The organism is Acidovorax sp. GW821-FHT10A04 (assembly GCF_059415825.1).
Genome location: NZ_JBWKNZ010000001.1, coordinates 736,267 through 761,133, shown reverse-complemented (window position 1 = coordinate 761,133; position 24,867 = coordinate 736,267). Strand labels below are relative to the sequence as shown.

At 68.9% G+C, this 24,867-nt stretch carries 23 protein-coding genes; 5 read left to right on the top strand and 18 right to left on the bottom strand.

The window, feature by feature from the left end; genetic code table 11:
- Positions 1–59: 59 nt before the first annotated feature.
- Both AC07PF_RS03460 and AC07PF_RS03455 read right to left on the bottom strand, forming a co-directional pair.
- Positions 60–959, bottom strand: coding sequence for a sulfurtransferase (locus AC07PF_RS03460; RefSeq protein ID WP_494610903.1), 900 nt, complete (start codon positions 957–959; stop codon positions 60–62).
- Positions 960–1,191: 232 nt separating this feature from the next.
- A complete protein-coding gene (locus AC07PF_RS03455) occupies positions 1,192–2,790 on the bottom strand; it encodes a sigma-54 interaction domain-containing protein (protein ID WP_494610902.1) in 1,599 nt (532 codons plus the stop codon).
- A 117-nt stretch (positions 2,791–2,907) separates the two neighbouring features.
- On the opposite strand from AC07PF_RS03455, the gene purT reads away from it, so the two are divergent.
- Positions 2,908–4,119, top strand: a complete 1,212-nt coding sequence (gene purT, locus AC07PF_RS03450; RefSeq protein WP_494610901.1) for a formate-dependent phosphoribosylglycinamide formyltransferase — start codon at positions 2,908–2,910, stop codon at positions 4,117–4,119.
- 154 nt (positions 4,120–4,273) lie between these two features.
- Here the strand turns inward: purT and AC07PF_RS03445 are convergent, their stop codons facing one another.
- The 4 genes from AC07PF_RS03445 to AC07PF_RS03430 form a co-directional block, all read right to left on the bottom strand.
- Positions 4,274–5,215 carry an ATP-binding cassette domain-containing protein gene (locus AC07PF_RS03445; RefSeq protein WP_494610900.1) on the bottom strand — a complete coding sequence of 314 codons (942 nt, stop codon included), beginning with the start codon at positions 5,213–5,215 and terminating at the stop codon, positions 4,274–4,276.
- 38 nt (positions 5,216–5,253) lie between these two features.
- Positions 5,254–6,387, bottom strand: a complete 1,134-nt coding sequence (locus tag AC07PF_RS03440) for a GGDEF domain-containing protein (RefSeq protein WP_494610899.1) — start codon at positions 6,385–6,387, stop codon at positions 5,254–5,256.
- Positions 6,388–6,415: 28 nt separating this feature from the next.
- Positions 6,416–7,897 carry an AMP nucleosidase gene (locus AC07PF_RS03435; protein ID WP_007860974.1) on the bottom strand — a complete coding sequence of 494 codons (1,482 nt, stop codon included), beginning with the start codon at positions 7,895–7,897 and terminating at the stop codon, positions 6,416–6,418.
- A gap of 111 nt (positions 7,898–8,008) precedes the next feature.
- Complete coding sequence (locus AC07PF_RS03430) at positions 8,009–10,090, bottom strand: putative bifunctional diguanylate cyclase/phosphodiesterase (RefSeq protein ID WP_494610898.1); 2,082 nt, start codon at positions 10,088–10,090, stop codon at positions 8,009–8,011.
- 123 nt (positions 10,091–10,213) lie between these two features.
- On the opposite strand from AC07PF_RS03430, the gene dbpA reads away from it, so the two are divergent.
- A complete protein-coding gene (gene dbpA / locus AC07PF_RS03425) occupies positions 10,214–11,617 on the top strand; it encodes an ATP-dependent RNA helicase DbpA (RefSeq protein ID WP_494610897.1) in 1,404 nt (467 codons plus the stop codon).
- Here the strand turns inward: dbpA and AC07PF_RS03420 are convergent.
- From AC07PF_RS03420 to AC07PF_RS03405, 4 genes are all read right to left on the bottom strand, one after another.
- Positions 11,607–12,326, bottom strand: a complete 720-nt coding sequence (locus AC07PF_RS03420; RefSeq protein ID WP_494610896.1) for an ankyrin repeat domain-containing protein — start codon at positions 12,324–12,326, stop codon at positions 11,607–11,609. The genes dbpA and AC07PF_RS03420 overlap by 11 nt on opposite strands.
- 28 nt (positions 12,327–12,354) lie before the next feature.
- Positions 12,355–12,846, bottom strand: a complete 492-nt coding sequence (locus tag AC07PF_RS03415; RefSeq protein ID WP_007860970.1) for a GlcG/HbpS family heme-binding protein — start codon at positions 12,844–12,846, stop codon at positions 12,355–12,357.
- A 117-nt stretch (positions 12,847–12,963) separates the two neighbouring features.
- Positions 12,964–13,596, bottom strand: coding sequence for a response regulator transcription factor (locus AC07PF_RS03410; RefSeq protein WP_494610894.1), 633 nt, complete (start codon positions 13,594–13,596; stop codon positions 12,964–12,966).
- The gene (locus tag AC07PF_RS03405) at positions 13,593–15,137 is read right to left on the bottom strand and encodes a sensor histidine kinase (RefSeq protein WP_494610893.1); all 1,545 of its coding nucleotides are present in this window, start codon (positions 15,135–15,137) and stop codon (positions 13,593–13,595) included. The genes AC07PF_RS03410 and AC07PF_RS03405 overlap by 4 nt, the downstream gene beginning before the upstream one ends.
- A 56-nt stretch (positions 15,138–15,193) precedes the next feature.
- Here AC07PF_RS03405 and AC07PF_RS03400 point away from each other — a divergent pair, with 56 nt between their 5' ends.
- Both AC07PF_RS03400 and dtd read left to right on the top strand, forming a co-directional pair.
- Entirely contained in the window at positions 15,194–16,138 is a 945-nt protein-coding gene (locus tag AC07PF_RS03400) for a cation diffusion facilitator family transporter (RefSeq protein ID WP_494610892.1), read from the top strand.
- On the top strand, positions 16,135–16,593 hold the full coding sequence (dtd, locus tag AC07PF_RS03395) for a D-aminoacyl-tRNA deacylase (protein ID WP_494610891.1): 459 nt from the start codon (positions 16,135–16,137) through the stop codon (positions 16,591–16,593). Before AC07PF_RS03400 ends, dtd begins: the two co-directional genes overlap by 4 nt.
- A gap of 6 nt (positions 16,594–16,599) precedes the next feature.
- On the opposite strand, the gene AC07PF_RS03390 is transcribed toward dtd, so the two are convergent.
- The 6 genes from AC07PF_RS03390 to AC07PF_RS03365 form a co-directional block, all read right to left on the bottom strand.
- A complete protein-coding gene (locus AC07PF_RS03390) occupies positions 16,600–16,968 on the bottom strand; it encodes a response regulator (RefSeq protein WP_494610890.1) in 369 nt (122 codons plus the stop codon).
- Between the two features lie 27 nt (positions 16,969–16,995).
- Complete coding sequence (locus tag AC07PF_RS03385) at positions 16,996–17,550, bottom strand: hypothetical protein (protein WP_494610889.1); 555 nt, start codon at positions 17,548–17,550, stop codon at positions 16,996–16,998.
- A gap of 10 nt (positions 17,551–17,560) precedes the next feature.
- Positions 17,561–18,274 carry a methyl-accepting chemotaxis protein gene (locus AC07PF_RS03380; RefSeq protein ID WP_494610887.1) on the bottom strand — a complete coding sequence of 238 codons (714 nt, stop codon included), beginning with the start codon at positions 18,272–18,274 and terminating at the stop codon, positions 17,561–17,563.
- Positions 18,271–20,640 carry an ATP-binding protein gene (locus AC07PF_RS03375; RefSeq protein ID WP_494610886.1) on the bottom strand — a complete coding sequence of 790 codons (2,370 nt, stop codon included), beginning with the start codon at positions 20,638–20,640 and terminating at the stop codon, positions 18,271–18,273. Before AC07PF_RS03375 ends, AC07PF_RS03380 begins: the two co-directional genes overlap by 4 nt.
- A gap of 149 nt (positions 20,641–20,789) precedes the next feature.
- A complete protein-coding gene (locus AC07PF_RS03370) occupies positions 20,790–21,665 on the bottom strand; it encodes an AEC family transporter (RefSeq protein WP_494610885.1) in 876 nt (291 codons plus the stop codon).
- Between the two features lie 60 nt (positions 21,666–21,725).
- Positions 21,726–22,466, bottom strand: coding sequence for a sulfite exporter TauE/SafE family protein (locus AC07PF_RS03365; RefSeq protein ID WP_494608392.1), 741 nt, complete (start codon positions 22,464–22,466; stop codon positions 21,726–21,728).
- A 272-nt stretch (positions 22,467–22,738) separates the two neighbouring features.
- Between AC07PF_RS03365 and AC07PF_RS03360 the strand changes: the two genes are divergently transcribed.
- On the top strand, positions 22,739–23,326 hold the full coding sequence (locus tag AC07PF_RS03360) for a histidine phosphatase family protein (protein WP_494610884.1): 588 nt from the start codon (positions 22,739–22,741) through the stop codon (positions 23,324–23,326).
- Here AC07PF_RS03360 and ybeY read toward each other — a convergent pair.
- Positions 23,323–23,820 carry an rRNA maturation RNase YbeY gene (ybeY, locus tag AC07PF_RS03355; protein WP_494610883.1) on the bottom strand — a complete coding sequence of 166 codons (498 nt, stop codon included), beginning with the start codon at positions 23,818–23,820 and terminating at the stop codon, positions 23,323–23,325. The genes AC07PF_RS03360 and ybeY overlap by 4 nt on opposite strands.
- 33 nt (positions 23,821–23,853) lie before the next feature.
- On the bottom strand, positions 23,854–24,810 hold the full coding sequence (locus AC07PF_RS03350) for a PhoH family protein (RefSeq protein WP_007849540.1): 957 nt from the start codon (positions 24,808–24,810) through the stop codon (positions 23,854–23,856).
- Between the last annotated feature and the right edge of the window lie 57 nt (positions 24,811–24,867).

Sequence of the window (24,867 nt, the reverse complement as noted above, 5' to 3'; positions counted from 1 at the left end):
GGCGTGATGAATGAAAGAACCGAAGGGGGGAGAGCCGGTGCAGCTGCACCGGCCGGTGGTCAGGCCGCCAGGGCCAGGGCCGGCTTCCTGGCCGTGCGCAGCAGGGGCAGGCCGCTCTCGATGGGCAGCTTGTCGTCGCGCGACCACTCGTTCCAGGAGCCGAAGTACATGCGCACATCGGCAAAGCCGGCCTGCTTGAGCGCCAGGAAGGTGTTGGACGCGCGTGCGCCCTTGAAGCAGTAGAGGTACACCGTGTCGCTCGGCGCGATGCCAGCGGTGGCGCATTCGGCGCGCACCTCGTCGGGCGACTTGAAGACCGGGCCCTGGGGCGAGGGCTTCATGAAGCGGTACCACTCCACCCACTTGGCGCCCGGCAGGCGTCCCTTGCGCGGCGCGAAGTCGCGGCCGTAGGGGCTGGAGCTCTCGCCGATCCACTCGTCCACGTCGCGCACATCCAGCAGCACGGTGTCCGTGCCCAGGGCATCGGCCACGTCGTCCTTGGTCAGCATCACGTCGGCCGTGGCCAGGCTGGTCGGGAAGAGGGCGGGCGTGGGCACCACGGCCTCGGTGGAGACGGGCAGCTCGGCCGCCTTCCAGGCCGAATAGCCGCCGTTCAGCACCTTGACCCTGGGATAGCCGAGCCAGGTCAGCAGGTAGTAGCCGCGGCAGGACTGGCCGTAGCCGCTGTTGAGTGCGTCTTCGTAGAACACGGCCGTCTCGGCGCCCGACAGGCCAATGGCCCCCAGGTGCGCGGCAAAGGTGTCCTTGAGCTCCTGCAGCCCCTCGGGGCTGGAGGTGGCCAGGTAGGTGAAGGTCTCGCGCAGGTTCACCGCGCCCGGGATATGGCCCAGGGCATAGGTGTCGGCGTCGCGGGTGTCGATCAGCACGACGGGCTCTGCGGCCTGCAGGGCCTGCAGCTGGGTGGGCGAGATCAGGACGGCGTCGGAATCGGTGCTCATGGGAAACCTTTCGAGGCGGTGGTGGGCAGGATGGCCTGCGTCCCTTACCGCAACAGCCGTGCCAGCAGCCCCGATTGGCGTGACGATCTTCCAGGAAGACTTTGAGTGCTTGTTTTGATGCTATTTAATAGATAGCAAAATACCGATTCTCGGGGTCCTGCACTCAGGATGTTTCACCCCCACTGAACACTGTGTCGACAAATTGTCGACACAGTGCGGGGCCGCCGCAGGCTTAGCGCAGGCCGGCCTTGCGCAGCCGGTAGCTGAACTGGCGCAGGGTGAGCCCCAGGCCCTGGGCGGCGCGCGACTGGTTACCGTGGTGCTCGGCCAGGGCGGCCTGCAAGGCCTGTGCGGTGTGGGAATGGGCCGGGACGTAGTCGCGCACCAGGGGAGGCTCGCCGGGCGGGCGTGGCGGCGCCGCTGGCGCGGGCATGGCTGCTGTCACAGTGGTGCCGGGCAGGAAGCGGTCCAGCTCCGCGCCGGTCACCAGCGTGCCTTCGGCCAGCAGCACCAGCCGCTCGATCACGTTGCCCAGCTCGCGGATGTTGCCGGGCCAGGGCTGGGCCTCCAGCCGCGCCAGGGCGTCCACCGCCAGGTTGACGTTGCGCTGGTGGGCCTGGTTGGCGCGGCTCACGAAGTGCAGCGCCAATGCGCGCACGTCTTCGCGCCGCTCGGCCAGCGAGGGCAGGCGGATCGGGATCACGTTGAGCCGGTAGTACAGGTCCTGGCGGAACTGCCCGGCCTCCACTTCGCGCGCCAGCTCGCGGTTGGTGGCCGCCACCAGGCGCACATTGACCTTCACCTCGCGCTGGCCGCCCAGGCGCACCAACGTGCCCTCCTGCAGGGTGCGCAGGAGCTTGGACTGCATGGCCAGCGGCAGTTCGCCGATCTCGTCGAGGAAGATGCTGCCGCCGTCGGCCTGCTCGAACCAGCCCGCGCGCGCCGTGCTGGCACCGGTGAAGGCGCCGCGCTCGTAGCCGAACAGCTCGGACTCGAACAGCGCATCGGGAATCGCCGAACAGTTGACCTTGATGAAGGGCCGGTCGCGCCGGCCGCTGGCCAGGTGCACGGCACGCGCGAACAGCTCCTTGCCCGTGCCCGACTCGCCCAGCAGCAGCACCGTGGCCTGGGTCTGCGAGACGCGCTCGAGTTCACCCAGCGCCTGCAGCAACGGCGGCGAGTTGCCGATCAGCCCGTAGCGCGCGCTCTTGGTGTTGAGTGCATTGGCCAGCACGGCGTTGCGCGCCTCCAGCTGGCGCGTCTGCTCGGCCACCAGGGCTTCGAGCTGCAGCAGCTGCCCTACCAGCGTGGCCAGCACGCGCAGCACGGCCAGGTCGTCGTTGAGGTGGCGCTGGCGGCTGCGGATGCGGTGGCAGGCCAGCACGCCGATCGGCGCATGGTTGAGCTCGATGGGCAGGGCGATGAAGGCGACTGTCTCGGGCGGCAGCTGGCTGCGTTCCACGGCGCGGGCCAGGAACAGGGGCTCGGCATCGATGTCCTGCACGATGGCCGGCTGGCCCGAGGCCAGTACCCGCCCGGTGATGCCTTCGCCCCAGGCATAGCGCCCGCGCTGCACCTCGGCCTGGGTCAGGCCATAGGCATGCTGGATGGATGCCGTGCGCGGCGCGCCGGCCCCGGTGGCGTCCACCAGCACGATGCGCCCGCGGTTCAGGCCCAGCAGCTCGCTCATCAGGTGCAGCATTTCGCGCAGCACCAGCCCGGGTGCCAGGCTGCGGCCGATCAGGCGCATCACCTCGCGCATCAGCAGCAGCTCCTGCGCGTGCCAGTCGGGCTGGCTGCGCGGGTTGCCGGGGGAGGGCGGGACGGTCATGTCCCCGGTATTGCAAGTTCTGCGCCACGCGGGCCGCCTCCGGGTGCATTAAAGTTGGCACCCACGGGCCGGCCCGCATCGCCCCATCCCCTTCTACCTTCTGTCGAAAGCACCGCCATGACCACCTTCGGAACCCCCCTGTCCCCCCATGCCACCAAAGTCATGCTGCTGGGCTCGGGCGAGCTCGGCAAGGAGGTGCTGATCGCGCTGCAGCGCCTGGGCGTGGAGACAATCGCGGTCGACCGTTACGACAACGCCCCGGGCCAGCAGGTGGCCCACCACCGCCGCACCATCACCATGAGCGACCCGGCCCAGCTCAAGGCGCTGATCGAGGCCGAGCGCCCCCACCTGGTGGTGCCCGAGATCGAAGCCATCGCCACCCCCATGCTCGAAGAGCTGGAAGCCGCCGGCACCGTGCGCGTGATCCCCACCGCCCGCGCCGCGCGCCTGACCATGGACCGCGAAGGCATCCGCGTGCTGGCCGCCGAAACCCTGGCCCTGCCCACCAGCCCTTACCAATTCTGCAACTCGCTCGAAGAGCTGCAGGTTGCCATCGACGCCGGCATCGGCTACCCCTGCATCGTCAAGCCGGTGATGAGCAGCTCGGGCAAGGGCCAGAGCAAGATCGACGGCCCGGATGACGTGAAGACCGCCTGGGACTACGCCATGGCCGGTGGCCGCGTGAGCCATGGCCGCGTGATCGTCGAGGGCTTCATCGACTTCGACTACGAAATCACCCAGCTCACCGTGCGTGCCGTGGGCGCCGACGGCCAGATCGAGACCCACTTCTGCGACCCCATCGGCCACGTGCAGGTGAGCGGTGACTATGTCGAAAGCTGGCAGCCCCACCCCATGCACCCGGTGGCGCTCGAAAAGTCGCGCCAGATCGCCAAGGCCGTGACCGACAACCTGGGCGGCCAGGGCCTGTTCGGGGTGGAATTGTTCGTCAAGGGCCAGGACGTCTGGTTCAGCGAAGTGAGCCCACGCCCGCACGATACCGGCCTGGTGACCCTGTGCACCCAGAACCAGAGCGAGTTCGAACTGCACGCCCGCGCCATCCTGGGCCTGCCGGTGGACACCAGCCTGCGCAACCCCGGCGCCAGTGCCGTGATCTATGGCGGTGTGGACGCGGTGGGCATCGTCTTCGATGGCGTGGAGGACGCCCTGCGTGTGCCGGACACCGACCTGCGCCTCTTCGGCAAGCCCGAGAGCTTCACCAAGCGCCGCATGGGCGTGGCCCTGGCACGTGCGGCCGACGTGCACACCGCGCGCGACAACGCCAAGCTCGCCGCCAGCAAAGTCGAGCCACGGAAAGTGAACACCCCCTGAGTCGCTTCGCGCCTTCACCCCTCTCTCGCATTGCTGCGCAATGCGGGAGGGGGACGCCCCCGGTGCAGCGGGGCGGCCCTTGCACGGGGGCACTGGCCTTAGCCGCGCCAGTTTTCTCCGATGTGCAGCACCTCATGCAACGGGGAAAACTAGCTCAACCGTCCTCGCGGATCTGGCGCCCTGTGAGCTTGAGGAACAGGTCTTCCAGGTTCGCCGGCCGGTGCAGGGTGCGCAGGTGCGGGTGCGCGCCCAGCGCGTGCAGCAGCGGCTGGGCATTCTGGGTGTAGAAGAACACGGTTTCGCCGCTGACCTCCACGCGCGCCGCCAGGGTGCGCAACGTGGCGTCCTCGGCCAGGGCCACCGCGCCCACGCCGAAGACCTCCACCACGTCGGGCTCCAGGTGCTGGGCGATGAGTTCACGCGGGCGGCCTTCGGCGATCTTCCTGCCGTGGTCGAGCACCAGCAGGCGCGAGCACAGGCGTTCGGCCTCGTCCATGAAGTGGGTGGTCAGGAGGATGGACTTGCCCTGCTGCAGCAGCAGTTGCAGGCGTTCCCACATCAGGTGGCGGGCCTGGGGGTCGAGGCCCGTGGTCGGTTCGTCCAGCAGCAAGAGGCGCGGGTCGTTGACCAGTGCGCGCGCCAGGCTCAGGCGCCGCTTCATGCCGCCCGACAATTCACCCGGCTTGGCGTTGGCCTTGTGCGTGAGGGCAGCGAACTCCAGCAGCCGGGGCACGCGCTCGTCCATGGCCGGGCCCTTGATGCCGAAGTAGCGGCCGAACACGCGCAGGTTCTCGTAGCAGGTGAAATCCGGGTCCAGCGTGTCGAACTGCGTCACCACCCCGATCTGCGCCTTGATGGCCAGGGCATCGTGCGGCATGTGCAGGGGGGCCGCGCCTGCGGTGGGGAAGAAGCGCACGCTGCCGCTGTCGGGGTTGGTCAGGCCCAGGCACATGCGGATGGTGGTGGTCTTGCCCGCCCCGTTGGGGCCGATCACGCCCAGGCATTCGCCGGGGGCGATGGCGAACGAGACGTCGTTGACCACCGTGGTCTCGCCATAGCTTTTGCGCAGATCGCGCACTTCGAATAGATCCGTCATGCACCGATTGTGTGCGATACCTGGATTCCAGGGTGCGCTCATGCCTCGACCATGCGGCCTCTTCCCTGGGCCTTGGCCAGGTAGAGCGCGGCATCGGCCCGCGCCATCAGGTCGGGCAAGCGGGTTTCGGCGGGCAGCAGCACGGCCATGCCGGCGCTGTAGTCGAGCGTGAAGCCCAGTTCGGCGGCACTGGCATCCTGCAGGCGCGTGCGCAGGCGGCGGTCGAAGGCGATGCCCGCGGGCGCGCTGTTGTGCAGCAGCAGCACGCCGAACTCCTCGCCCCCCAGGCGCCCGACGAGGTCACCGGTGCGGCAGGTTTCCTCCAGCAGACGGGCGAAGAGTTTCAGGGCGCGGTCGCCGGTCTCATGGCCGTGGGTGTCGTTGATCTGCTTGAAGTAGTCCAGGTCCAGCACCAGCGCCGTCAGCGGCAGGTGGTGGCGCCAGGCGTGGGAAAGCATGTTCTCGGCCTGCTTGGTGAAGCCGCGCCGGTTGAGCACGCCGGTGAGCCCGTCCGTCATGGCTAGCGCGCGCAGCTTCTGCTCGGCCTCGGAGCGCCAGGCCACCAGCACCGCCACGGTACCCAGCACCAGGCTCACGTTGGTGGCCACGGCGGCGGCCAGGTTGACCGGGTGGGGGGTGCGAAAGCTGGGGTACTGGTCCGTGAAGGCGCCCAGCAGGCCACGCGCCAGCGTGAAGGCGGCCGATGTGACCAGGCAGGCCATCAGCAGGCGCCGCCAGCGCGGGTCGGCATAGTGCGCCGGGTAGAGCGTGGCGCGCGCCACGATGAGCAGGATGGCCGCCATCAGCAGGTTGGCCCAGCCCACGCGCCAGGCATAGTTTTCAAACGCGAGCGCATAGCCCAGCGGGGTGATCACCACCAGCACCAGCAGCAAGGACTTCAAGGGGCGCTCGCCCAGCCATTCGCGCAGGGCGCGGTACAGCATCCACTGCGCCAGCGCGTTGCAGGCCACCGACACGGTGGACAGGGCCTGGTCCCACCATGATCCCGCTGCGATGATGGCGGCCCAGGCCGTGGCCTGCAGCAGCATGCTGGCCTGCACATGGCGGGCCGCCGGGCTCACGCCAGGGCCCATGATCAGCGGCAGGGCGGCCGAGATCATGAACAGGTTGGCGGCCATCACCGCCATCAGTGTCAGAAAGTCCAGTGGCATGGGGGTGCCGCCCTGCGGCAGGGGAGATTTACTGGAACGCCACCTCGGCAAAGCTGCGCAGCTTGCGGCTGTGCAGGCGGTGGATGCCGCCTTCGCGCAGGATCTCGATGGCGCGCATGCCGATGCGCAGATGCTGGTCCACCCGCTCGCGGTAGAAGTGGTTGGCCATGCCGGGCAGCTTGATCTCGCCGTGCAGCGGCTTGTCGCTCACGCACAGCAGGGTGCCGTAGGGGACGCGGAAGCGGAAACCGTTGGCCGCGATGGTGGCGCTTTCCATGTCCAGCGCCACGGCGCGGCTCTGGCTGAAGCGGCGCTGGGGCATGTTGTCGGGCAGCAGCTCCCAGTTGCGGTTGTCGGTGCTGGCCACCGTGCCCGTGCGCATGATGCGCTTGAGGTCGGCCTCGGCGATCTGCGTGACGTCGGCCACGGCCTGCTCCAGCGCCACCTGGATCTCGGCCAGCGCCGGGATGGGCACCCACAGCGGCAGTTCCTCGTCGAGCACATGGTCCTCGCGCACGTAGGCATGCGCCAGCACGTAGTCGCCCAGCTGCTGGCTGTTGCGCAGGCCCGCGCAGTGGCCCAGCATCATCCAGGCGTGCGGGCGCAGCACGGCGATGTGGTCGGTGATGGTCTTGGCATTGGCCGGGCCCACGCCGATGTTGACCATGGTGATGCCGCTGCGGTCCTTGCGCACCAGGTGGTAGGCGGGCATCTGCGGCAGGCGCGGCGGGGCCACGCCCAGGGCGTCGGCCTCGGCGGCCGGCAGGCCGGTGCGGCGCGTGATCACGTTGCCGGGTTCGATGAAGGCCACGTACTCGCTGTCGGGCTTGGCCATCTCGGCATGGCCCAGGCGCACGAACTCGTCGATGTAGAACTGGTAGTTGGTGAACAGCACGAAGTTTTGGAACCACTCGGGTGCCGTGCCCGTGTAGTGGCGCAGGCGGTGCAGCGAGTAGTCCACGCGCGGCGCGGTGAACAGCGACAGCGGCTGGGCCTCGCCCGCGCGCGGCGCCCAGGTGCCGTTGGCGATGCCGTCGTCCATGGCCGCCAGGTCGGGCAGGTCGAACACGTCGCGCATCAGCATGCGGCGCTCCTGCGTCAGCGTGCCCTCGATGTGGTCGTGCTCGGCGAACGAGAAGTGGATCGGGATGGGCTGGGCGCTGGTGCCCACCTCCAGTTCCACGTTGTGGCTCTTGCGCAGCAGGCGGAACTGCTCGGCGTAGTAGTCGCCGAACAGGTCCGGGCGGGTCAGCGTGGTTTCGTAGCGGCCGGGGCCTTCCACGAAGCCGTAGGCCAGCTTGGTATCGGCACGCGCCACCGTGGCGGTGTGGATGCGCACGAAGGGGTAGAAGGCGCGCACATGCCCCCCCGGCGTCTCGCCGGACACGAACTGGTGCATGGCCTCGCGCAGGTGGCCGATCTGCTGCTGGTAGATGCGCTGGACCTGGGCCAGGGCCTCGGCGGGGTCGGTGTGGCGGGTCGGGGCGATGAAGTCGGGAATGAGGGGCATGGCCCTATTGTCCACATGCGGCGGGGTGGCTGGCATGACAGCCACTTGCCGCGCATCAGAAATTCGTGGGAAAGCCCCCCGATTCGGCCCTTGGCGGCGCCGGGCAGGCGTTCAGGCCGCCGTCCGCGTGGAGTGCGCAAGGAGCCACTGGCGGATGGCGGGGGCGTCCATGGGCACTGAGATCAGGTGTCCCTGGGCCAGGTCGCAGTCCAGGCTGCGCAGCAGGGCCATCTGTTCGGCGGTTTCCACCCCTTCGGCCACGGTCTGGAGCTGCAGGCTGCGGCCCATCTGCACGATGGCGGTGACGATGGCCACGTCATCGGCGCTGCCCGGGGTGTCCATCACGAAGGACCGGTCGATCTTGAGCTTGTCGATCGGGTAGCGCTTGAGGTAGGCCAGCGATGAGTAGCCGGTGCCGAAGTCGTCGATGGAAATGCCCACGCCCAGGTCCTTGAGGGCCTGCAGCGTACCGAGCACCTGGCCGGTCTGGTGCATCAGCACCGATTCGGTCAACTCGATCTCCAGGTACTGCGGCGCCAGGCCCGTGGCCTCCAGGGCGGCGGCGATCTCGCCGGCCACGTCACGCTGGCGGAATTCCAGCGCCGACAGGTTGACGGCCACCGGCACCAGGGCCAGGCCCTCGTCCTGCCAGGCCTTGAGCTGGCGGCAGGCTTCGTGCAGCACCCAGCGGCCGATCGGTGTGATCAGCCCGCGCGATTCGGCAAAGGTGATGAAGTCGCTGGGCCCCACCAAGCCGCGCACCGGGTGGCGCCAGCGCACCAGGGCCTCGAAGCCCCGCAGCGAGCCGTCCTTCAGGCAGATCTGCGGCTGGTAGTGCAGCACGAAGGCGTTGTCCGCGATGGCCTCGCGCAGCAGGCGCTCCTGCTGCAGCACCTCCATGGCGCGCAGGTCCATGCCGGGCTGGTAGAACTGCCGGTTGCCGCGGCCACTGTCCTTGGCCTGCTGCATGGCCGCGTCGGCACAGCGCAGCAGCGCATCGCCGCTGGCCCCGTCGTCCGGGAACAGGCTGATGCCGATGGACGGCGACATGGTCAGCGGCAGGTGGCCCACCGTGAAGACGGTGCGCATGGCCTGCAGCACGGCGTCGGCGACCTGGGCCGCATCATCGGGCGCATGGATGCCGGTGAGCACCAGCACGAACTCGTCGCTGCCCAGGCGGGCCACCATGTCGGCTTCTCCCACGCAGTGGCGCAGCCGGTCGGCCACCTCGCGCAGCAACTGGTCGCCCGCGTGGTGGCCGAGCGAATCGTTCACGGTCTTGAAATGGTCCAGGTTCACGAACAGCACGGCCAACCGGCCCTGGCGGCGGGCCAGCGCCTGGGACAACCGGTCCATCAGGTGGCGCCGGTTGGGCAGTTGCGTGAGCGAGTCGTGCAGGGCATTGAAGGCCTCGCGCTCCTGCGCCTGCTTGCGCGCCGTGATGTCGCGCACCACCACGATGCGGTAGTCCGCATGGTGGAACGGCATGGTCTTGCCCACCACCTCCACCGGAATGGCGTGGCCGTCCTTGTGGCGGATGGTGACCTCGTAGGGGTCCTCGCGGCCGCTGCGTGTGTAGTCGAGCGCCACGGCGCGCCATTCGGGGCTGATGAAGTTGAAGATGGACAGGCCCACCACCTCGTGCAGCGCGTAGCCGGTGAGCCGGTACAAGGCCTCGTTGCCGTCGGAGATCAGCCCGTCGCGGTGGAACACGATGGCTTCGTCCGTCGCCTCGGTGAACTTGCGCATGCGCTCTTCGCTCTCGCGCACCGAGCGTTCGGCACGCCAGCGTTCGGTGATGTCGGTGATCAGCACGAAGGATCCGACCTGCCGGAGCTTTTGCGCATCCTCGAAATGCGGAATGAGATTCACCTCGATCATGCGCGACTCGCCATTGGGCAGGGTCTGCTCGCGCGCATACTTGACGTGCTCGCCCCGGCTGGAGCGCTCCACATGGGGCTGTATGGCCTGCCAGGCCTTGTCGCCGATGGCTTCCTGCACCGTGAGGCCCAGGATGGATTCGGTGGAATGGCCGTTGTAGGCTGCGTAGCCCTGGTTGGCGAACAGGCAGCGCAGGCCGGGCAGGTCGAAATAGGCCATCAGCGCGGGCACGGAGTCCGCGATCAGGCGCAACAGCAGGTCGCTGGAGCGGCCTTGCTCGGCGGTGCTGGCTGCGTTGATCGTTTCTGGCATGTACCACCCGGTTCCTGCACTGTCTTCGTTATAGCCGATTCATCCGGCGCTGGCGCAGGTAGTTGCACCTATGCTGAGCGGCATCAAATAGGGCATTTCCGGCCCTCCCCGGATAATCGCCCCATGACCTCCAAAGAAAACCAAGCCGCCACCGATTTCAGTGCGCTGGCCCTCAGCCCCGCCACGCTGGCCAATCTGCAGCAGCTGGGCTACACCCAGATGACCCCCATCCAGGCGGCCAGCCTGCCGCCCGCGCTGCTGGGCAAAGACCTGATCGCCCAGGCCAGCACCGGCAGCGGCAAGACGGCCGCCTTCGCCCTGGCCCTGCTGGCCAACCTCAACCCGCGCCGCTTTGCCGTGCAGGCGCTGGTGCTGTGCCCCACGCGCGAGTTGGCCGACCAGGTGACCACCGAAATCCGCCGCCTGGCGCGGGCCGAAGAGAACATCAAGGTCGTGACCCTGTGCGGCGGCGTGCCGCTGCGCGGCCAGACCGTGAGCCTGGAGCACGGCGCCCACATCGTGGTCGGCACGCCCGGCCGGGTGATGGACCACCTGGAGCGGCAGAACCTCTCCCTGGAGGCGCTCAACACCCTGGTGCTCGACGAGGCCGACCGCATGCTGGACATGGGTTTCTTCGACGACATCGCCACCGTGGCGCGCCAGTGCCCCAAGGAGCGCCAGACGCTGCTGTTCTCGGCCACCTACCCCGAGGGCATCGCCAAGCTGAGCCAGCAGTTCATGAAGGCCCCCGTGCAGATCACGGTGCAGGCCCAGCATGCCGAGGGCAAGATCGAGCAGCGCTGGTACGAGGTCAAGAACTCCGAACGCCTGCACGCCGTCTCGCAGATCCTCGACCACTTCCGGCCCGAATCCTCGCTGGCCTTTTGCAACACCAAGCAGCAGTGCCGCGACCTGGTCGCCGTGCTGCAGGCCCAGGGCTTCAGCGCCCTGGCGCTCTACGGTGAGCTCGAGCAGCGCGAGCGTGACCAGGTGCTGGTGCAGTTCGCCAACCGCAGCTGCTCGGTGCTCGTCGCCACCGACGTGGCCGCGCGCGGCCTCGATATCGCCAACCTGGCGGCCGTGATCAACGTGGACGTGACGCCCGACCCGGAGGTGCACATCCACCGCATCGGCCGCACCGGTCGCGGTGATGCCGAGGGCCTGGCGCTGAACCTGGCGAGCATGGACGAGATGGGCAGCGTGGGCAAGATCGAGCAACTGCAGGGCCGCGAATCGCGCTGGTACCCGGTGGCCGAGCTCACTCCCACAGGCAGCGGCCCTCTGGTGCCGCCCATGGCCACGATCCAGATCATCGGCGGGCGCAAGGAGAAGATCCGCGCCGGCGACGTGCTGGGCGCGCTCACGGGCGAAATGGGTTTCACGCGCGAGCAGATCGGCAAGATCAACGTCAACGAATTTTCCACCTATGTGGCGGTAGACCGGGGCGTCAGCCGCCAGGTGGCCGACCGCCTGAACAGCGGCCGTGTGAAAGGCAAGACCGTGAAGGCCCGCCTGGTCACCGACTGACCAGCGTCTGCACCATGGCATCGTAGCCGCGCTGGCGCGCCAGTTGCAGCGGCGTGTTGCCCTGCCGGTCGGTCAGCGCCTGGCTGGCCCCGGCCTTGACGAGGGCCTTGAGCGTGGCCTGGTGGCGCGGCCCGCCGTTGCCCAGCACGATGGACTCGATCAATGCCGTCCAGTGCAGGTTGTTCACATGGTCCAGCGGGGCGCCGGCCGCGATCAGCTGGCGCACCACGCCGTCGTGCCCCAGGTGGGCGGCGGCGATCAGGGCCGTGCCGTCGTAGCGGCTGGTCACCTGTTTGGCACTGGCGCCCAGCGAGAGCAGCAGGGCCAGGGTGTCCTCGTCGTCCGCCACGGCGGCGATCGTCACGGCGTCGTAGCGGTCATTCTCCAGCAGGTCCAGCCCGGCACCGGCCTTGGCCAGCACGCGGATGGCCTCGCGCTGGCGGGCAAAGGTGGCCACGTGCAGGGGCGTGCGCCCATGGGCGTCGCGGGCGTTGACCTGGGCGGCGCCGGCTCCTGCAAGCAGGCGCTGCAGGGCGGCACTGTCACCCTGGGCCGCCGCCGCATGCACCCCCTGGTAGGCGGCGATGTCCGCCGGGGTGGGCGGCACCTGGGCCTGGGCCGGCTGCAGCGCAGCGCAGGCCAGGGTTGCGGCGATGGCGCACAGCGCACGCGCCGTGCTCGCGAAAGAAGGGGCGGTGCGGTGGGCCATGGCTTTTTCTCCGTCGATTGCCTGAGGCTTACTTGAGCTGGTCCTGCACCTTGGCGATGCCGGCCACGGCGCACTGCTCGTCCAGGTGGCCGCCGGGCGCACCGCCCACGCCCACGGCGCCGATCACTTCGTTGCCCACCTTCACCGGCACGCCGCCGCCCAGCAGCAGATAGCCGGGGATGTTGACCAGGTTGGCGGCTGCGGGGTTCTTCTGCGCACCTTCCATCATGGCCAGCGTGGTGTTCTTGGCCGAGGCCGAGGTGTAGGCCTTCAGGCGGCTGGCTTCCAGGGTGTGCGGGCCGGCGTTGTCGGCGCGGTACACGGCGCGCACGGTGCCGGCACGGTCCACCACGGTGGCGGTCACGGCATAGCCGTTGGCGGTGCAGGTGGCCACGGTCTGGGCGGCGATCTGCGTGGCCAGGTCCAGCGAGATGTTCTTTTCGGTGCGAACGCCTTCGGCGCTGGCAGCGGTGGCGACGAAAGCGAGGGCGATGGCGGCGGTCTTGAAGTGGCGTTGCATGGTGTGTTCTCCGGTGGTGTGGAAGGCCGGCCTGGCAGGGTGTCGGGCCGTGGGAGAACTGTAAAAAATGCGGGCCGCCGGCACCATTCGTGCGGCTACGCGCGCGCCTCCGTAGAACTACGGAGCGCTGTCCACCAGCGCGGCGTAGCGCCGTATCAGCTGCGCCAGCGACTCGGTGCCGAGCTTGGCGAACAGGTTGGCGCGGTGGGTTTCCACCGTGCGCGGCGAGAGTTCCAGCGCGCGGCCGATCTCCTTGTTGGTCAGGCCCTCGACGATCAGGCCCAGCACCTCCCGCTCGCGCGCCGAGAGCTGGGCGTGGCGCTCGCGGGCCTGCTGGTCGGCCTGGTGGCGCTCGCGTGAGCGCACGTGCTGGCGCACGGCGTTCTGCAAGGCTTCGAGCAGCACCTCGTCGTCCACCGGCTTCTCGAGGAACTCGGCGGCCCCGGTCTTGAAGGCGCGGCGGCACATGTCCACCGTGCCATGGCCGGTGAGCATGATCACCGGCTGGTCCACGCCCTGCGCCAGCAGCTGCTCCAGCAGGGCCAGCCCGCTGGTGCCGGGCATGCGCACGTCGAGCACGATGGCGCCGATGCCGGCACGGTCGAAGCCCGCGGCAAAGGCCAGCGGGTCGGCCCAGGCCTGCACGCGCAGGCCCACGGTGCCGATCAGCAGGGACAGTCCCTCGCGCACAGCGGCATCGTCGTCCACCAGGTGGATCAGCGGGGACAGGGGCGTGGCATGGTCGGTCATGGAAGCACGGGGGTGTGGAGGGGTGCAGCCGGGTGCGCTGCCGCGGGCGCCTGCGCCGTGACCGGCAGCACCAGCACGAAGGCCGCGCCCCGGCCGGCCGCGGGCGCCAGCCACAGCTGCGCACCCATGGCCTGGGCCAGGCTTTCGCACAGCGTGAGCCCCAGGCCCAGGCCGCCTTCGCGCGTGGTGTAGAAGGGCTCGAACAGGCGCTCGCGCGCCTCGGCCGGTATGCCCGGGCCATGGTCGCGCACGGTCAGCGCCACCTGTCCCGTGTCCTGCCGGGCCATGTGCAGCTCCAGCCGGCGCTCGCCTGCCGGCACCTGCTCCATCGCCTGCAGGGCATTCATCACCAGGTTGTGCACGATCTGCTGCAGGGCCACGGGCTCTGCCAGCACCGCGGGCAGGTCGGGTTCGGCGGCCAGGTCCAGCGCCACGCCGCGCTGCTTGAGCTCGGGCTCCACCAGGTGCAGCACGTCCTGCACGGCGGCCGGCAGGGCCAGCGGCTGGGCCTGCCCGGCCAGGTCGGGGCGCTCCACCAGGCGGCGCAGCCGGCCCACCACGGCCGATGCGCGGCGTGCCTGTTCCACGGCGCGGCCCATGGCGTCAAAGGCGGTGTCCAGGTCGGGCGGCGATTCGCCCAGCAGGCGCTTGGCGGCCTGGGTGCTGGCCAGCAGGGCCGTGAGGGGCTGGTTGAGCTCGTGCGCCATGCCGGCGGCCAGCTCGCCCAGGGTGTTGAGCCGGGCCACCTGGCCCAGGCGCAGCAGCTCCTCGGCCCGCTGGCGCGCCACGCGCTGGCGCCACCAGGCCAGCGCACCGGCCCAGAGGGCGGCTGTGAGCACGCACCAGCCCAGCATGGTCCACCAGGGCAGCTCGGCCGGGGTCACGGTGCGTTCGGCCACCACGTCCAGGGGCTGGCTCGGCGATGCCAGCAGCTTGTGCACGTTGAAATGCCAGCCCATGCGGTCCAGGCGGCGCCCCCGCTGCACCACGAAGGACTGGCCGGCACGGTCCAGCGCCACGCGCACCGGGCTGGTCACCGGGTTCATCGGCCATTCCTCCAGCGGCACGGTCGCCGCCAGGTCGATCTGCAGGGCATAGCTGGCCGGCGTGCCTGCCAGCACCAGGTGGTAGCGGCCGGCGGCCAGGTCGGCCAGGGCCATCTCGGCGCGGCCGGAGCGGCGCGACGCGGCCTCGGCCGCATCGAGCGCGGCTTTCTGCGCGGCAGGCCAGGCACCGCCGGCCGGGCGCTGCAGCACGGCCAGGATCTGGGGGTAGACCGAGGGCAGGCGCGGCAGGGTCGAGGCGGCAGCCGTGTCGGCCACGGCGCCGGGCACCGGGGGCTGCAGCAGCGCCAGCGTGGCCATCACGGCATCGTGCTGCACCACCCGCTGGCTCAGCAGCCGGTGCACGATGCGCGCGTCGGTGTCGAAGGCCGCACGCAACTGCTCCACGCGCGCATGCGCCAGCCAGCCGGCACCGGCGGCGGCCACAAGGGCCCACAACAGCAATCCTGCGAGGCGGTGATGCCATGCCTTGGTCATGGGGCGGATTCTGGCACGTGTGGTGTCTGGTGTAATCGGGCACCGCCCCACCCGCCATGCCTGCTGCCGCTCCCTCTCTCCACCCCTGGTTCACGCCACGCAACCTGCTGTGGGCGTCCGTGGGCGTGGCGCTGGTCACCATCGCGCTCAAGACGGCCGCCTGGTACGTGACCGGCTCGGTCGGCCTGCTGTCGGACGCCATGGAGTCCTTCGTCAACCTGGCCAGCGCGGTCTTCGCGCTGGCCATGGTCACCATTGCCCAGCTGCCGGCGGACGAGAACCACCCCTATGGCCACCACAAGGCCGAGTATTTCTCCTCGGGCTTCGAGGGCATCCTCATCGTCGGCGTGTCGCTGGGCATTCTTTGGGCGGCCGGGCACCGCTTGTTCGCGCCGCAACCCATCGAGCAGGTGGGCTGGGGCCTGGCGCTCTCGGTGGCGAGTTCGGTCCTCAACGGCGTGCTGGCCTGGCTCATGCTGCGCTCATCGCGCGTGCACCAGTCGATCGCGCTGGAGGCCGATGCGCGGCACCTCTTCACCGACGTCTGGACCTCGGCCGGCGTGCTCGTGGGCATCGCGGGCGCGGCGCTCACGGGCTGGCTCTGGCTCGATGCCGTGGCCGCCATCGCGGTGGCGCTCAATATCCTGCGCGAGGGCGTGTCGCTGGTCTGGCGGTCCTCGCAGGGCCTGATGGACGAAGCGGTGGAGCCCGGGGTCCAGGCTGCCATCGAGGCCACGCTGCGGCAATTCGTGGTGGCCCAGGCGCCTGGTGCCCTGCGCTTCGACCATGTCTCCACGCGGCGCGCGGGCCAGCGCCAGTTCGTCGGCCTGCACCTGCATGTGCCCGGCAACTGGACGCTGGGCCAGGCGGCCCAGCTGCGCGGCCAGGTGGAACAGGCACTGGTGTCTGCCGTGCCCGGCCTGCGTGCCACCATCGAGCTGCTGCCCACCGACGTGGAAGCCCTGTTCCATGAACCCGAACCCAAGGAAGTGACGACGTGATCAGTGTGATTCAGCGTGTGCGCGAGGCGCGCGTGGACGTGGAGGGCCAGACTGTGGGCGCCATCGGCCACGGCCTGCTGGTGCTGGTGTGTGCCGAGCGCGGCGATACCGAAGCCGAGGCCGACAAACTGCTGGCCAAGCTGCTCAAGCTGCGCATCTTCGGCGACGATGCCGGCAAGATGAACCGCAGCGTTCAGGATGTGGCGGGCGGCCTGCTGCTGGTGAGCCAGTTCACATTGGCCGCCGACACCACGGGTGGCAACCGCCCGAGCTTCACCCAGGCCGCCGCGCCCGACGAAGGCCGCCGCCTGTTCGACTACGTGGTGCAGCAGGCGCTTGCCCTGCACCCGGATGTGGCCACCGGCCGCTTCGCGACCGAGATGCAGGTGCACCTCGTCAACGACGGGCCGATCACCATACCGCTGCGCATCGCGCCAGCAGCGCTCGCCGCGTAGGCTGGGTCAGGCGCCTACCAGTTTCTGGAACGAGCCGAGAACGGCCGGGCCGTTGAAGGGCTTGACGATCCAGCCGCGTATGCCGGCGGCCTTGCCGCGTTCCTTCATCGCGGGCGAGTTCTCGGTGGTCAGCATCACGATGTTGACGCCGCTGTTTTTGAGCTCGCTGCGTACCTTCTCGGCCATGGTCAGGCCGTCCATGTTGGGCATGTTCACGTCGCAGACCACTAGCTTGATGCGCGCATCCTGCTGCAGCTTGGCGAGGCCGTCGCGGCCGTCTACCGCGAAGGCGATGTCGAAGCCGTTCTTGCCCAGGAAGCCGCCGACTTCATTGCGCACGGTGCTGGAGTCGTCGACGACGAGGATGTTGGCCATGGTGGTGTCCTTGAGAAGAGAAAGAAGTCAGAAGAATTCCAGCTCGCCCGCGATCTCTTGCACCTCGGGCGCCCGCCAGTGGAAGTCCAGGGGGGTGTAGGCCCGGGCGCACATCGTGGCGTACAGCGGCAGGCCGGGGAGCATGTCGATCTCGAAATGCTGCAGGTGGTCGGTGCCGATCTGCGCCATGTGCGGCAGGCTGCGGATGTCCAGGATCTGCGGGGTCGACAGGCCCAGGCAGTCGTGGAATGCGCCCAGCTCGCGGTTCATCGCGCCGCAGCACATGTTGCCGATCTCGCAGATGGCGTCGATGAACTGCTGCGGACCCAGTTCACCCTCGTCCTGTCCGGTCACTCCTGCAATCCATTCGCGCGTGCGCGCATCGTGAACGAAGTGCAGCGCCGCGATGATGCGAAACGAGTAGGAGGCGATCGACAGCACTGCCATGTGCGTGAGCGACCCCTGCGCCACCTCCGGCACGGTGCGGATCTGCGCTTGCGGCTGCTGCTGCGCCATGCTCTGGTGCAGGCCCTCGATCATCATCCGGTCCAGGCTGTCCCTGGCGCGTTGGCTCACGGTCATGGGCTCGGCATCAGGCGCACAGGGCGGCCTGGATCTTGCGGTTGGTCAGCGCCAGGCCCATCGACGCATTGATGATCATCTTGCCGCCGGCCTGCATGTCCTGGAAGGTGGTGGTGGCGATCAGGTCGTTCTTGTAGAGGTTGTCCCGGTAGTGCTTGGACAGGGCCTCGGCGTTGACCGACAGGGCGCGCATTTCATTGGCCACCACGGCGAATCCACGGCCTGCGGCGCCTGCGCGCGCCGCCTCGATCGAGGCGTTGAGCGCCACGATCACCATCTGGCGCACGATGCGCGCGAACTCGTCGTTCTTCTCGTGCATGTCCTTGTTGTGGGCCACCAGCTTGCTCATGTCGGCATGCCAGCGCTCGAAGGTCTTGCTGATGCCCTGCAACTCGGCCAGGGCCTTGGCCAGGGTCTGGCTGTGGCCCATGGCACCTTGCACCACGGCCTGCGCCTGCTGGCCGGCACTGTGCTCGATCAGGCGCTGCTCCTGCGCCCACTGCCCGGTGGCTTCCTGCATCTGGGCCTGGGCCTGCTGCAGCGCGTCGTGCAGCAGATCGACCTGGGACTGGAGGCGGGCGTTCTCGCTCTCCACCTCCCATTGCGCATCCCTGCCGACGTCCTCGGTCTGCAAGGCTGCCTTGCGCAGCGTGCGGCCACACAGCCACCAGCCGGCCACGGCGCCCAGGGCGCAGCCGCACAGAAGAATCAGTGCCTCCATCATTGCGCTTCCTTCTCGGCGCGCTCGGCCGGGGCGCGGCGTGCCACGCCGTACTGGGCGGGCAGGTGGATCACGGTCTGGAAGGGTGCGTGGCCCGCAGAAGCCCCGCCCTGCAGGAGTTCCAGCGCGATGCTGCCACCCACGGATTCGATGAAGGCCTTCACTGCGTCCATGCCCACGCCGCGTCCCGAGATGGCAGTCACCTCGCTGGCCGTGGAGAAGCCGGGCGCAAAGATCAGCTGCGCCGTCTCGGCTGGCGCCAGGGCGCTGTCTTCCGGCACCAGGCCCGATGCGATGGCCTTGGCGCGGATGCGGTCCAGGTTCAGGCCCCGTCCGTCATCGGACAGCCGCAGCGTGATCTGGCCACCCGCCTGGCGCAGGGCGATCTCGATCCTGCCCTGCGACGGCTTGCCGTGCGCGGCGCGTTCCTGCGCGGCTTCGATGCCATGGTCGAGCGCATTGCGCAGCAGGTGCATGAAGGTGTTGCGCAGCACGTCGGTCACCTGGGCGCGCAGCGCGACGCCGCCATCGGTGATGACCACCCTGGGCGCGTCCTTGCCCAGCTCCTGCGCCAGGTCGGGCAGCGAGGCGACGACCGTCTCCAGCACGTCGTGCAGTGTGTGGGTGCCCAGCAGTTGCAGGGCATGCTGCACCTGTTCCAGCAGGGCGCGCGTGGCATGCAGGTCGCTGCTGTCGTGCAGGGCACTGCCCGCCGCTTGCAGCAGTTCGTCGATGCGCTCGCGCGGCACCATCAGGTACTTCTCCACGCTGCCGCGGCGCCCCGGGCCCTTGCGGCCCAGTTTGGTGTCGTTGATGTGCGCGTAGGTCTCCAGCGATGCACGCACCGCCTGCAGCTCGGCACCCAGCGCTGCGCCGTCCCAGCCCGACAGCTCCTGTCGCAGTGCGTCGTAGCGCTGCTCGGCCGCGTGTGCCACGTCGGCCAGCTGCAGCAGGCCGTAGGTCCGGGCATTGCCCTTGATGGTGTGCATGTTGCGAAACAGCTCTGCCACGGCAGCTGCGCGGGCCGCTGCATCGGTGGCCGCACCATCCAGCAGGCGCTGGTTGTGCAGCAAGAAGGAGGCCGAGCTGTCCACGAAGTCGTGGAACTTCTCCTGCTGCACGGCGAGCACCTCGCCGATCATCGCCAGCTCCTGCTTCTGTGCCTGGGCGGCGCGTGCCAGCTCGCGCAGTTCGGTCACGTCGCGCACGCACAGCATCAGCCGCTCGATGCTGCCGTCGGCCGAGGCGATGGGCGACCAGGTGAGGTCCAGCACCTTGGATTCGCCGCCTGCGAACCTCGCGCTCACCTCGCCGGGCAGCAGGTGGGCATTGAACTCGAAGTTCATTTCGTCTTCGCCGATGCAGGCGTCGATGGCAGTGGTGGCCTGCGCCAGCGCATCGGCGCCCAGGTCGGTGTGGTTCAGCAGCACGTCGCCCACGCTGCGCCCGGCAATCTCTCGGGTCTCGACGATGCTGGCCAGGTGGTCCGAGTACTCGGGGTGGACCACACCGCCGGCCTGCAGCGTCAGGATGCCCTGCGGGATGGTGTGCAGCATGACCTGGATGTCGGCCGTCTTGCGGCGCACGAGTTCGGTGCTTTCCTGGATCTTTTCCACCATCAGGTTGAAGGCCGTGAGCGAACGCCCGATCTCGTCCATGCGCGCCACGGGCACGCGGTGCGAGAAGTCCTGGCTGGTGGCGATCTCGGTCATCTTGCGCTCCATCTCGCCGATGGGGCGCACGATCTGGCGGTACAGCAGCAGGCCGATGCCGCCCATGGCCAGGACGGCGAGGACCGTGATGGCGCTCAGCGTCGTCGTGGTCTGGGTCAGGTTGGCGTTCAGCGAGGCAATGGCCTGGTCCTTGCCGCGGCGCTTTTCCACCTGCACGGCCTCGATCATCTGGCCCTGCTCGCGCAGGTACTGGTCCACGGTGGCGGCCATGGTGGCCTCGGCGGCTTCCTGCTGGCCTGCCAGCTTGAACTTGGCGGTGTCGTCGATGGCCTGGAAGTAGTTCTCCAGGCTCATCTCGGCCTCCTTGATCAGGCCGCGCTGGGCATCGCTGTCGGCCTGGCGCATCTGCGAAGCCAGGGCTTGCTTGAGTTCGCTCTTGCGCGAGCTCAAGGCCTCATAGGTGGTCTTGGCGCTCTCTTCATCGGGCGCGGACACCATGGCCATCGTGGCGATGTGCACGTCCTTGAGCTGGCCCATCATCTCCACCGACTGGATGGTGCTGGGCACGACCCCCTCGGTCACGGCCTTCACCTGCTGGGCGCCACGGGACGACTGGTAGAGTGCATAGCCACCGATGGCGCACAGCGCCAGGAAGGTGAGGACGATGAGCAGGGTGATGCGCAGGCGAACGGTCATGGGAGGGACTGGCTGCTGAACCAATGTAACAATTTGATTCAAATGTCGGCGCTGCGCGTTGCGCCTTCATGACAGTGTCCCCGGGGAGCCGAGGGGCAAGGTGCATCCGCCGTGTGCAAGGCCTGCGTTTCGTGCCTGAACCCAGGTCGCTACTGCAGCGTGAATGCCAGTGCGATGGGAAGGAACACCAGGGCGCCCAGATTGCCGATGAGCACCATCGAGGCCACCTTGTCCGGCTCCTGCCGGTATCGCTCGGCGAGGATGAAGTTGATCACTGCAGGTGGCAGGGCTCCGAACACCAGCAGCAAGCCCTGCTCGCGCGGCGCCAGGCCCATGCCCCAGGCCACGGCCCAGGCGATCGCCATGCCGGCCACCGGGCGCAGCACGGCACCGAAGAGGCCGAAGCCGATGGATTGGATGCGCGAGTCCGCCATGCGCACCCCCAACGCGAACAGCATCAGCGGGATGGAGATGTCGCCCACCATGCGGATGGCCGTGAGCAGAGGGGGCCACAGCTCCCACCCCGCCAGGCCCACCACCAGCCCCGCGATGGCCGCGAGGTTGGGGGGAGATGCCCACACCGTGCGTAGTCGTGCCTGGTGGTCCAACAGCCAGATGCCGAAAGAGAACTGCAGCGCGTTGGAGACGATGAACATCGCCACCGCCGGGGCCAGCGCGTCCTGGCCAAAGGCCAGCACCGCCAGCGGCAGGCCCAGGTTGCCGCAGTTGTTGAACATCATCGGCGGCACCAGCGTCTTGGGGTCCCAACGCAGTGCGCGCGCCACCAGCCATCCCACCACGCCGGTGCCTACCATCAGCAACAGCGTGGCCGCCAGCAGCGAGAGGTGGTCCTGGGCGCGGAAATCCTTGCTGGCGATGGCCCCGAACACCAGGGCCGGCGCGAACACCGCCAGGTTGAGTTCGTTGGTCGTGCTCAGGTTGGGCTTCAGGCGCCGCCCGACGGCATAGCCCAGGGTGGCAATGGCGAACAGCGGGAACAGGATGGAGAGGATGCGCAGCAGCATGGATACGTGAAGAAAAGCCCTTTGAGCTTAAGGCACTGGTGCCCTGCCGGTGCCCCGTGTTCACTGCCGCCAGAAGAACACACCTGCCATCACCAGCCCTGTGGCCACAATGCCGCCGCGCAGCCACTGTGCGGGAATGTGCCGTGCCACGCGCGCCCCGCCATAGCCCCCGGCCGTGGCGGCGAGCATCATCACCAGGGCCTGAGGCCACAGCACCATGCCGCCAGCGGCATAGATGGCCACGGCAATCGCCGTGAGCAACGCCGAGACCCAGTTCTTGAGGCCGTTCATGGCATGCAGATTCGTCTGTCCCAGCAGCCCGAACAGCGCCAGCAGAAGAATACCCAGGCCGCCGTTGAAGTAGCCGCCGTAAGCCGCCACGGCCAGCACACCCGCTACGGCCTTGGGGATGGAGGGCGCACCACCCGCCAGGCGCTGCCGCAGCCAGGGGCCGAAGGCGAACAGCGCGGTGGCGGCCAGCAGCAGCCAGGGCACCACGCGGCGGAAGGTGGCCTCGGGCGTCACCAGCAGCAGGGCCGCGCCGGCGGCTCCGCCAGCCAGGGACAGCGCCACCAGCAGCCGCATCGACAGGCCCGGCGGCGGGGCCGTGTCTTCGCGAAAGCCCCAGGCCCCCGCCAGGTAGCCCGGCAGCAGCGCCACGGTGCCTGTGGCATTGGCCACGACGGGCGGCACACCCGTGAACACCAGGGCTGGCAGGGTCAGGAAGCTGCCGCCCCCGGCAACGGCGTTGAGGGCGCCGGCCACGAAGGCGGCGGTGAGCAGCAGGGCGGTTTCGAACATGGGGCTTTCACATCGTGGAGAAGCCGGTCTGGGGCCGGCGCGCCGCGCATCTTAGGTGCGGGCGGCAGGCTTTTTGGGGCGACGGTGCCTTCCAATGCGGACCGGCTTGGGCCGTGCCCGCTGGGAAATAAGGCCGGGAGGGCGCGCCAGTGCTGGGAATGGCGATGCCATGGCGCATGGCCGTGCCTGCACTGGGTAAAAGGTGTTTTGCGTTAAAAACAGCGCTGGCCGGGCATCGCCGGCGCCACCCGGCCCCCTTTTGCCAAGAGTCCATGCGCACCATCCATTTCATCAGCCACCCCGACGTGGTGATCAGCCCCCGGATGCCGATCACGCGCTGGCCCCTGTCCGGGCGCGGGCGGGCGCGCATGGCAGCGGCCCTGTCGCAGCCCTGGGTGCCTGACGTCTCGGCCGTGTACTGCAGCACCGAGCAAAAAGCCATCGATGGCGCGGCCATCCTGGCGGCCCACTGCGGACTGGCGTTCGCGCCGATGGCCGAATTGGGCGAGAACGACCGCTCCGCCACCGGCTACCTGCCCCTGGCGGAATTCGAGTCCGTGGCCGATGTGTTCTTTGCGCAGCCGGGCGAATCGGTGCGCGGTTGGGAAACGGCCGCCGATGCGCAGGCCCGGATCGTTGCGGCCGTGGCCACCATCGCGGCCAGGGACACCACGGCGGGCGACATTGCCATCGTCTCGCACGGAGCAGTCGGCTCCTTGCTGTACTGCCATCTCACGGGCCATCCCATCTCGCGGCGCTGGGACCAGCCTGCCAACGGCGGTGGCAACTACTTCACTGTCCAGTGGGGTTCGCAGCCACGCGCACTGTCGTGGTGGCAGCCGGTGGATGCAGCTTCCTAGCGCTTGCGCGCCTTCGCCTTGTGGGGTGCGACGGGCTTGGCATCGTAGGGATCGGCAAAGCCCAGCTCCTGCAGGATGGCGGTCTCGTAGGCTTCCATTTCGTCGGCATCGGCCGCGCTGGTCTCGTGGTCCCAGCCCTGGGCGTGCAGCGCGCCGTGCACCAGCATGTGGGCGTAGTGCTCTTCCAGGCTCTTGTTCTGCTCCTTCGCCTCGCGCTCGATCACCGGGGCGCACAGCACCAGGTCGGCCGTGACCACGGGCTCCTGCGTGTAGTCGAAGGTCAGCACGTTGGTCGCATAGTCCTTGTGGCGGTAGTCCTGGTTGAGCTGGCGGCCCTCCTCGGCATCCACGATGCGCACGGTGATCTCGGCGTCGGTGGCCAGGGCGTGGCGTATCCAGCGCGTGACCTTGTGGCGCGGCAGCACGGCGCGGTGCGCGGCGGCGCCGTCGAAACGGCCGAACTGCAGCGAGAGGGAGAGTTGGTTCAGGGACATGGGGTGGGGTGTCTTGTGGGGGGGGCCTGCTGCTCACGCGCGGTTGCGAGCAGTCGCAGCGCGGCGGGGCGCGTCGTAGGCGTCCACGATGCGCGCCACGAGCGGGTGGCGCACCACGTCGGCGCTGGTGAAGTGGGTGACGGCGATGCCCTTGACGCGCTTGAGCACGCGCTCGGCATCGACTAGGCCGCTCATCGCGCCCTTGGGCAGGTCGATCTGGCTCACGTCGCCGGTGACCACGGCGCGCGAGCCGAAGCCGATGCGCGTGAGGAACATCTTCATCTGCTCGGGCGTGGTGTTCTGGGCTTCGTCCAGGATCACGAAGGCGTTGTTCAGCGTGCGCCCGCGCATGAAGGCCAGCGGCGCGATCTCGATGGCGTTGCGCTCGAAGGCCTTTTGCACCTTGTCGGTGCCCATCAGCTCGTAGAGCGCGTCGTACAGCGGGCGCAGGTAGGGGTCCACCTTCTGTGCCAGGTCGCCGGGCAGAAAGCCCAGGCGCTCGCCGGCTTCCACCGCCGGGCGGGTCAGCACGATGCGCTGCACATTGCTGCGCTCCAGTGCATCCACCGCGCAGGCCACGGCCAGGTAGGTCTTGCCGGTGCCGGCCGGGCCGATGCCGAAGGTGATGTCGTGCGTGGCGATGTTCTGCAGGTACAGGTTCTGCGTGGGCGTGCGCCCGCGCAGGTCGGGGCGGCGCGTGTTGAGCACGATGGCGTCGTCCGGCGCCTCCAGCAGCTCGCTGTCACCCGCCAGCATGAGCTGGATGTGGTCTTCGGGGATCGGGCGCTCGGCCATCTCGTACAGGGCCTGCAGCAGCTCCATGGCCTGGGTTGCCTTGGCCTTGGGGCCATCCACCTTGAATTGCTCGTGCCGGTGCGCAATGCTCACCTGCAGCGCCACCTCGATGGTGCGCAGGTGCGCATCGGCCGGGCCGCACAGGTGCGTGAGCCGGGTGTTGTTGTGGGGAGTGAAGGTGTGGCGCAGGATCACGCTGATAATTCCCGTCAGGCAATGGAAAAGAACGCAAGAGCGACGGCGCTGCTTGTC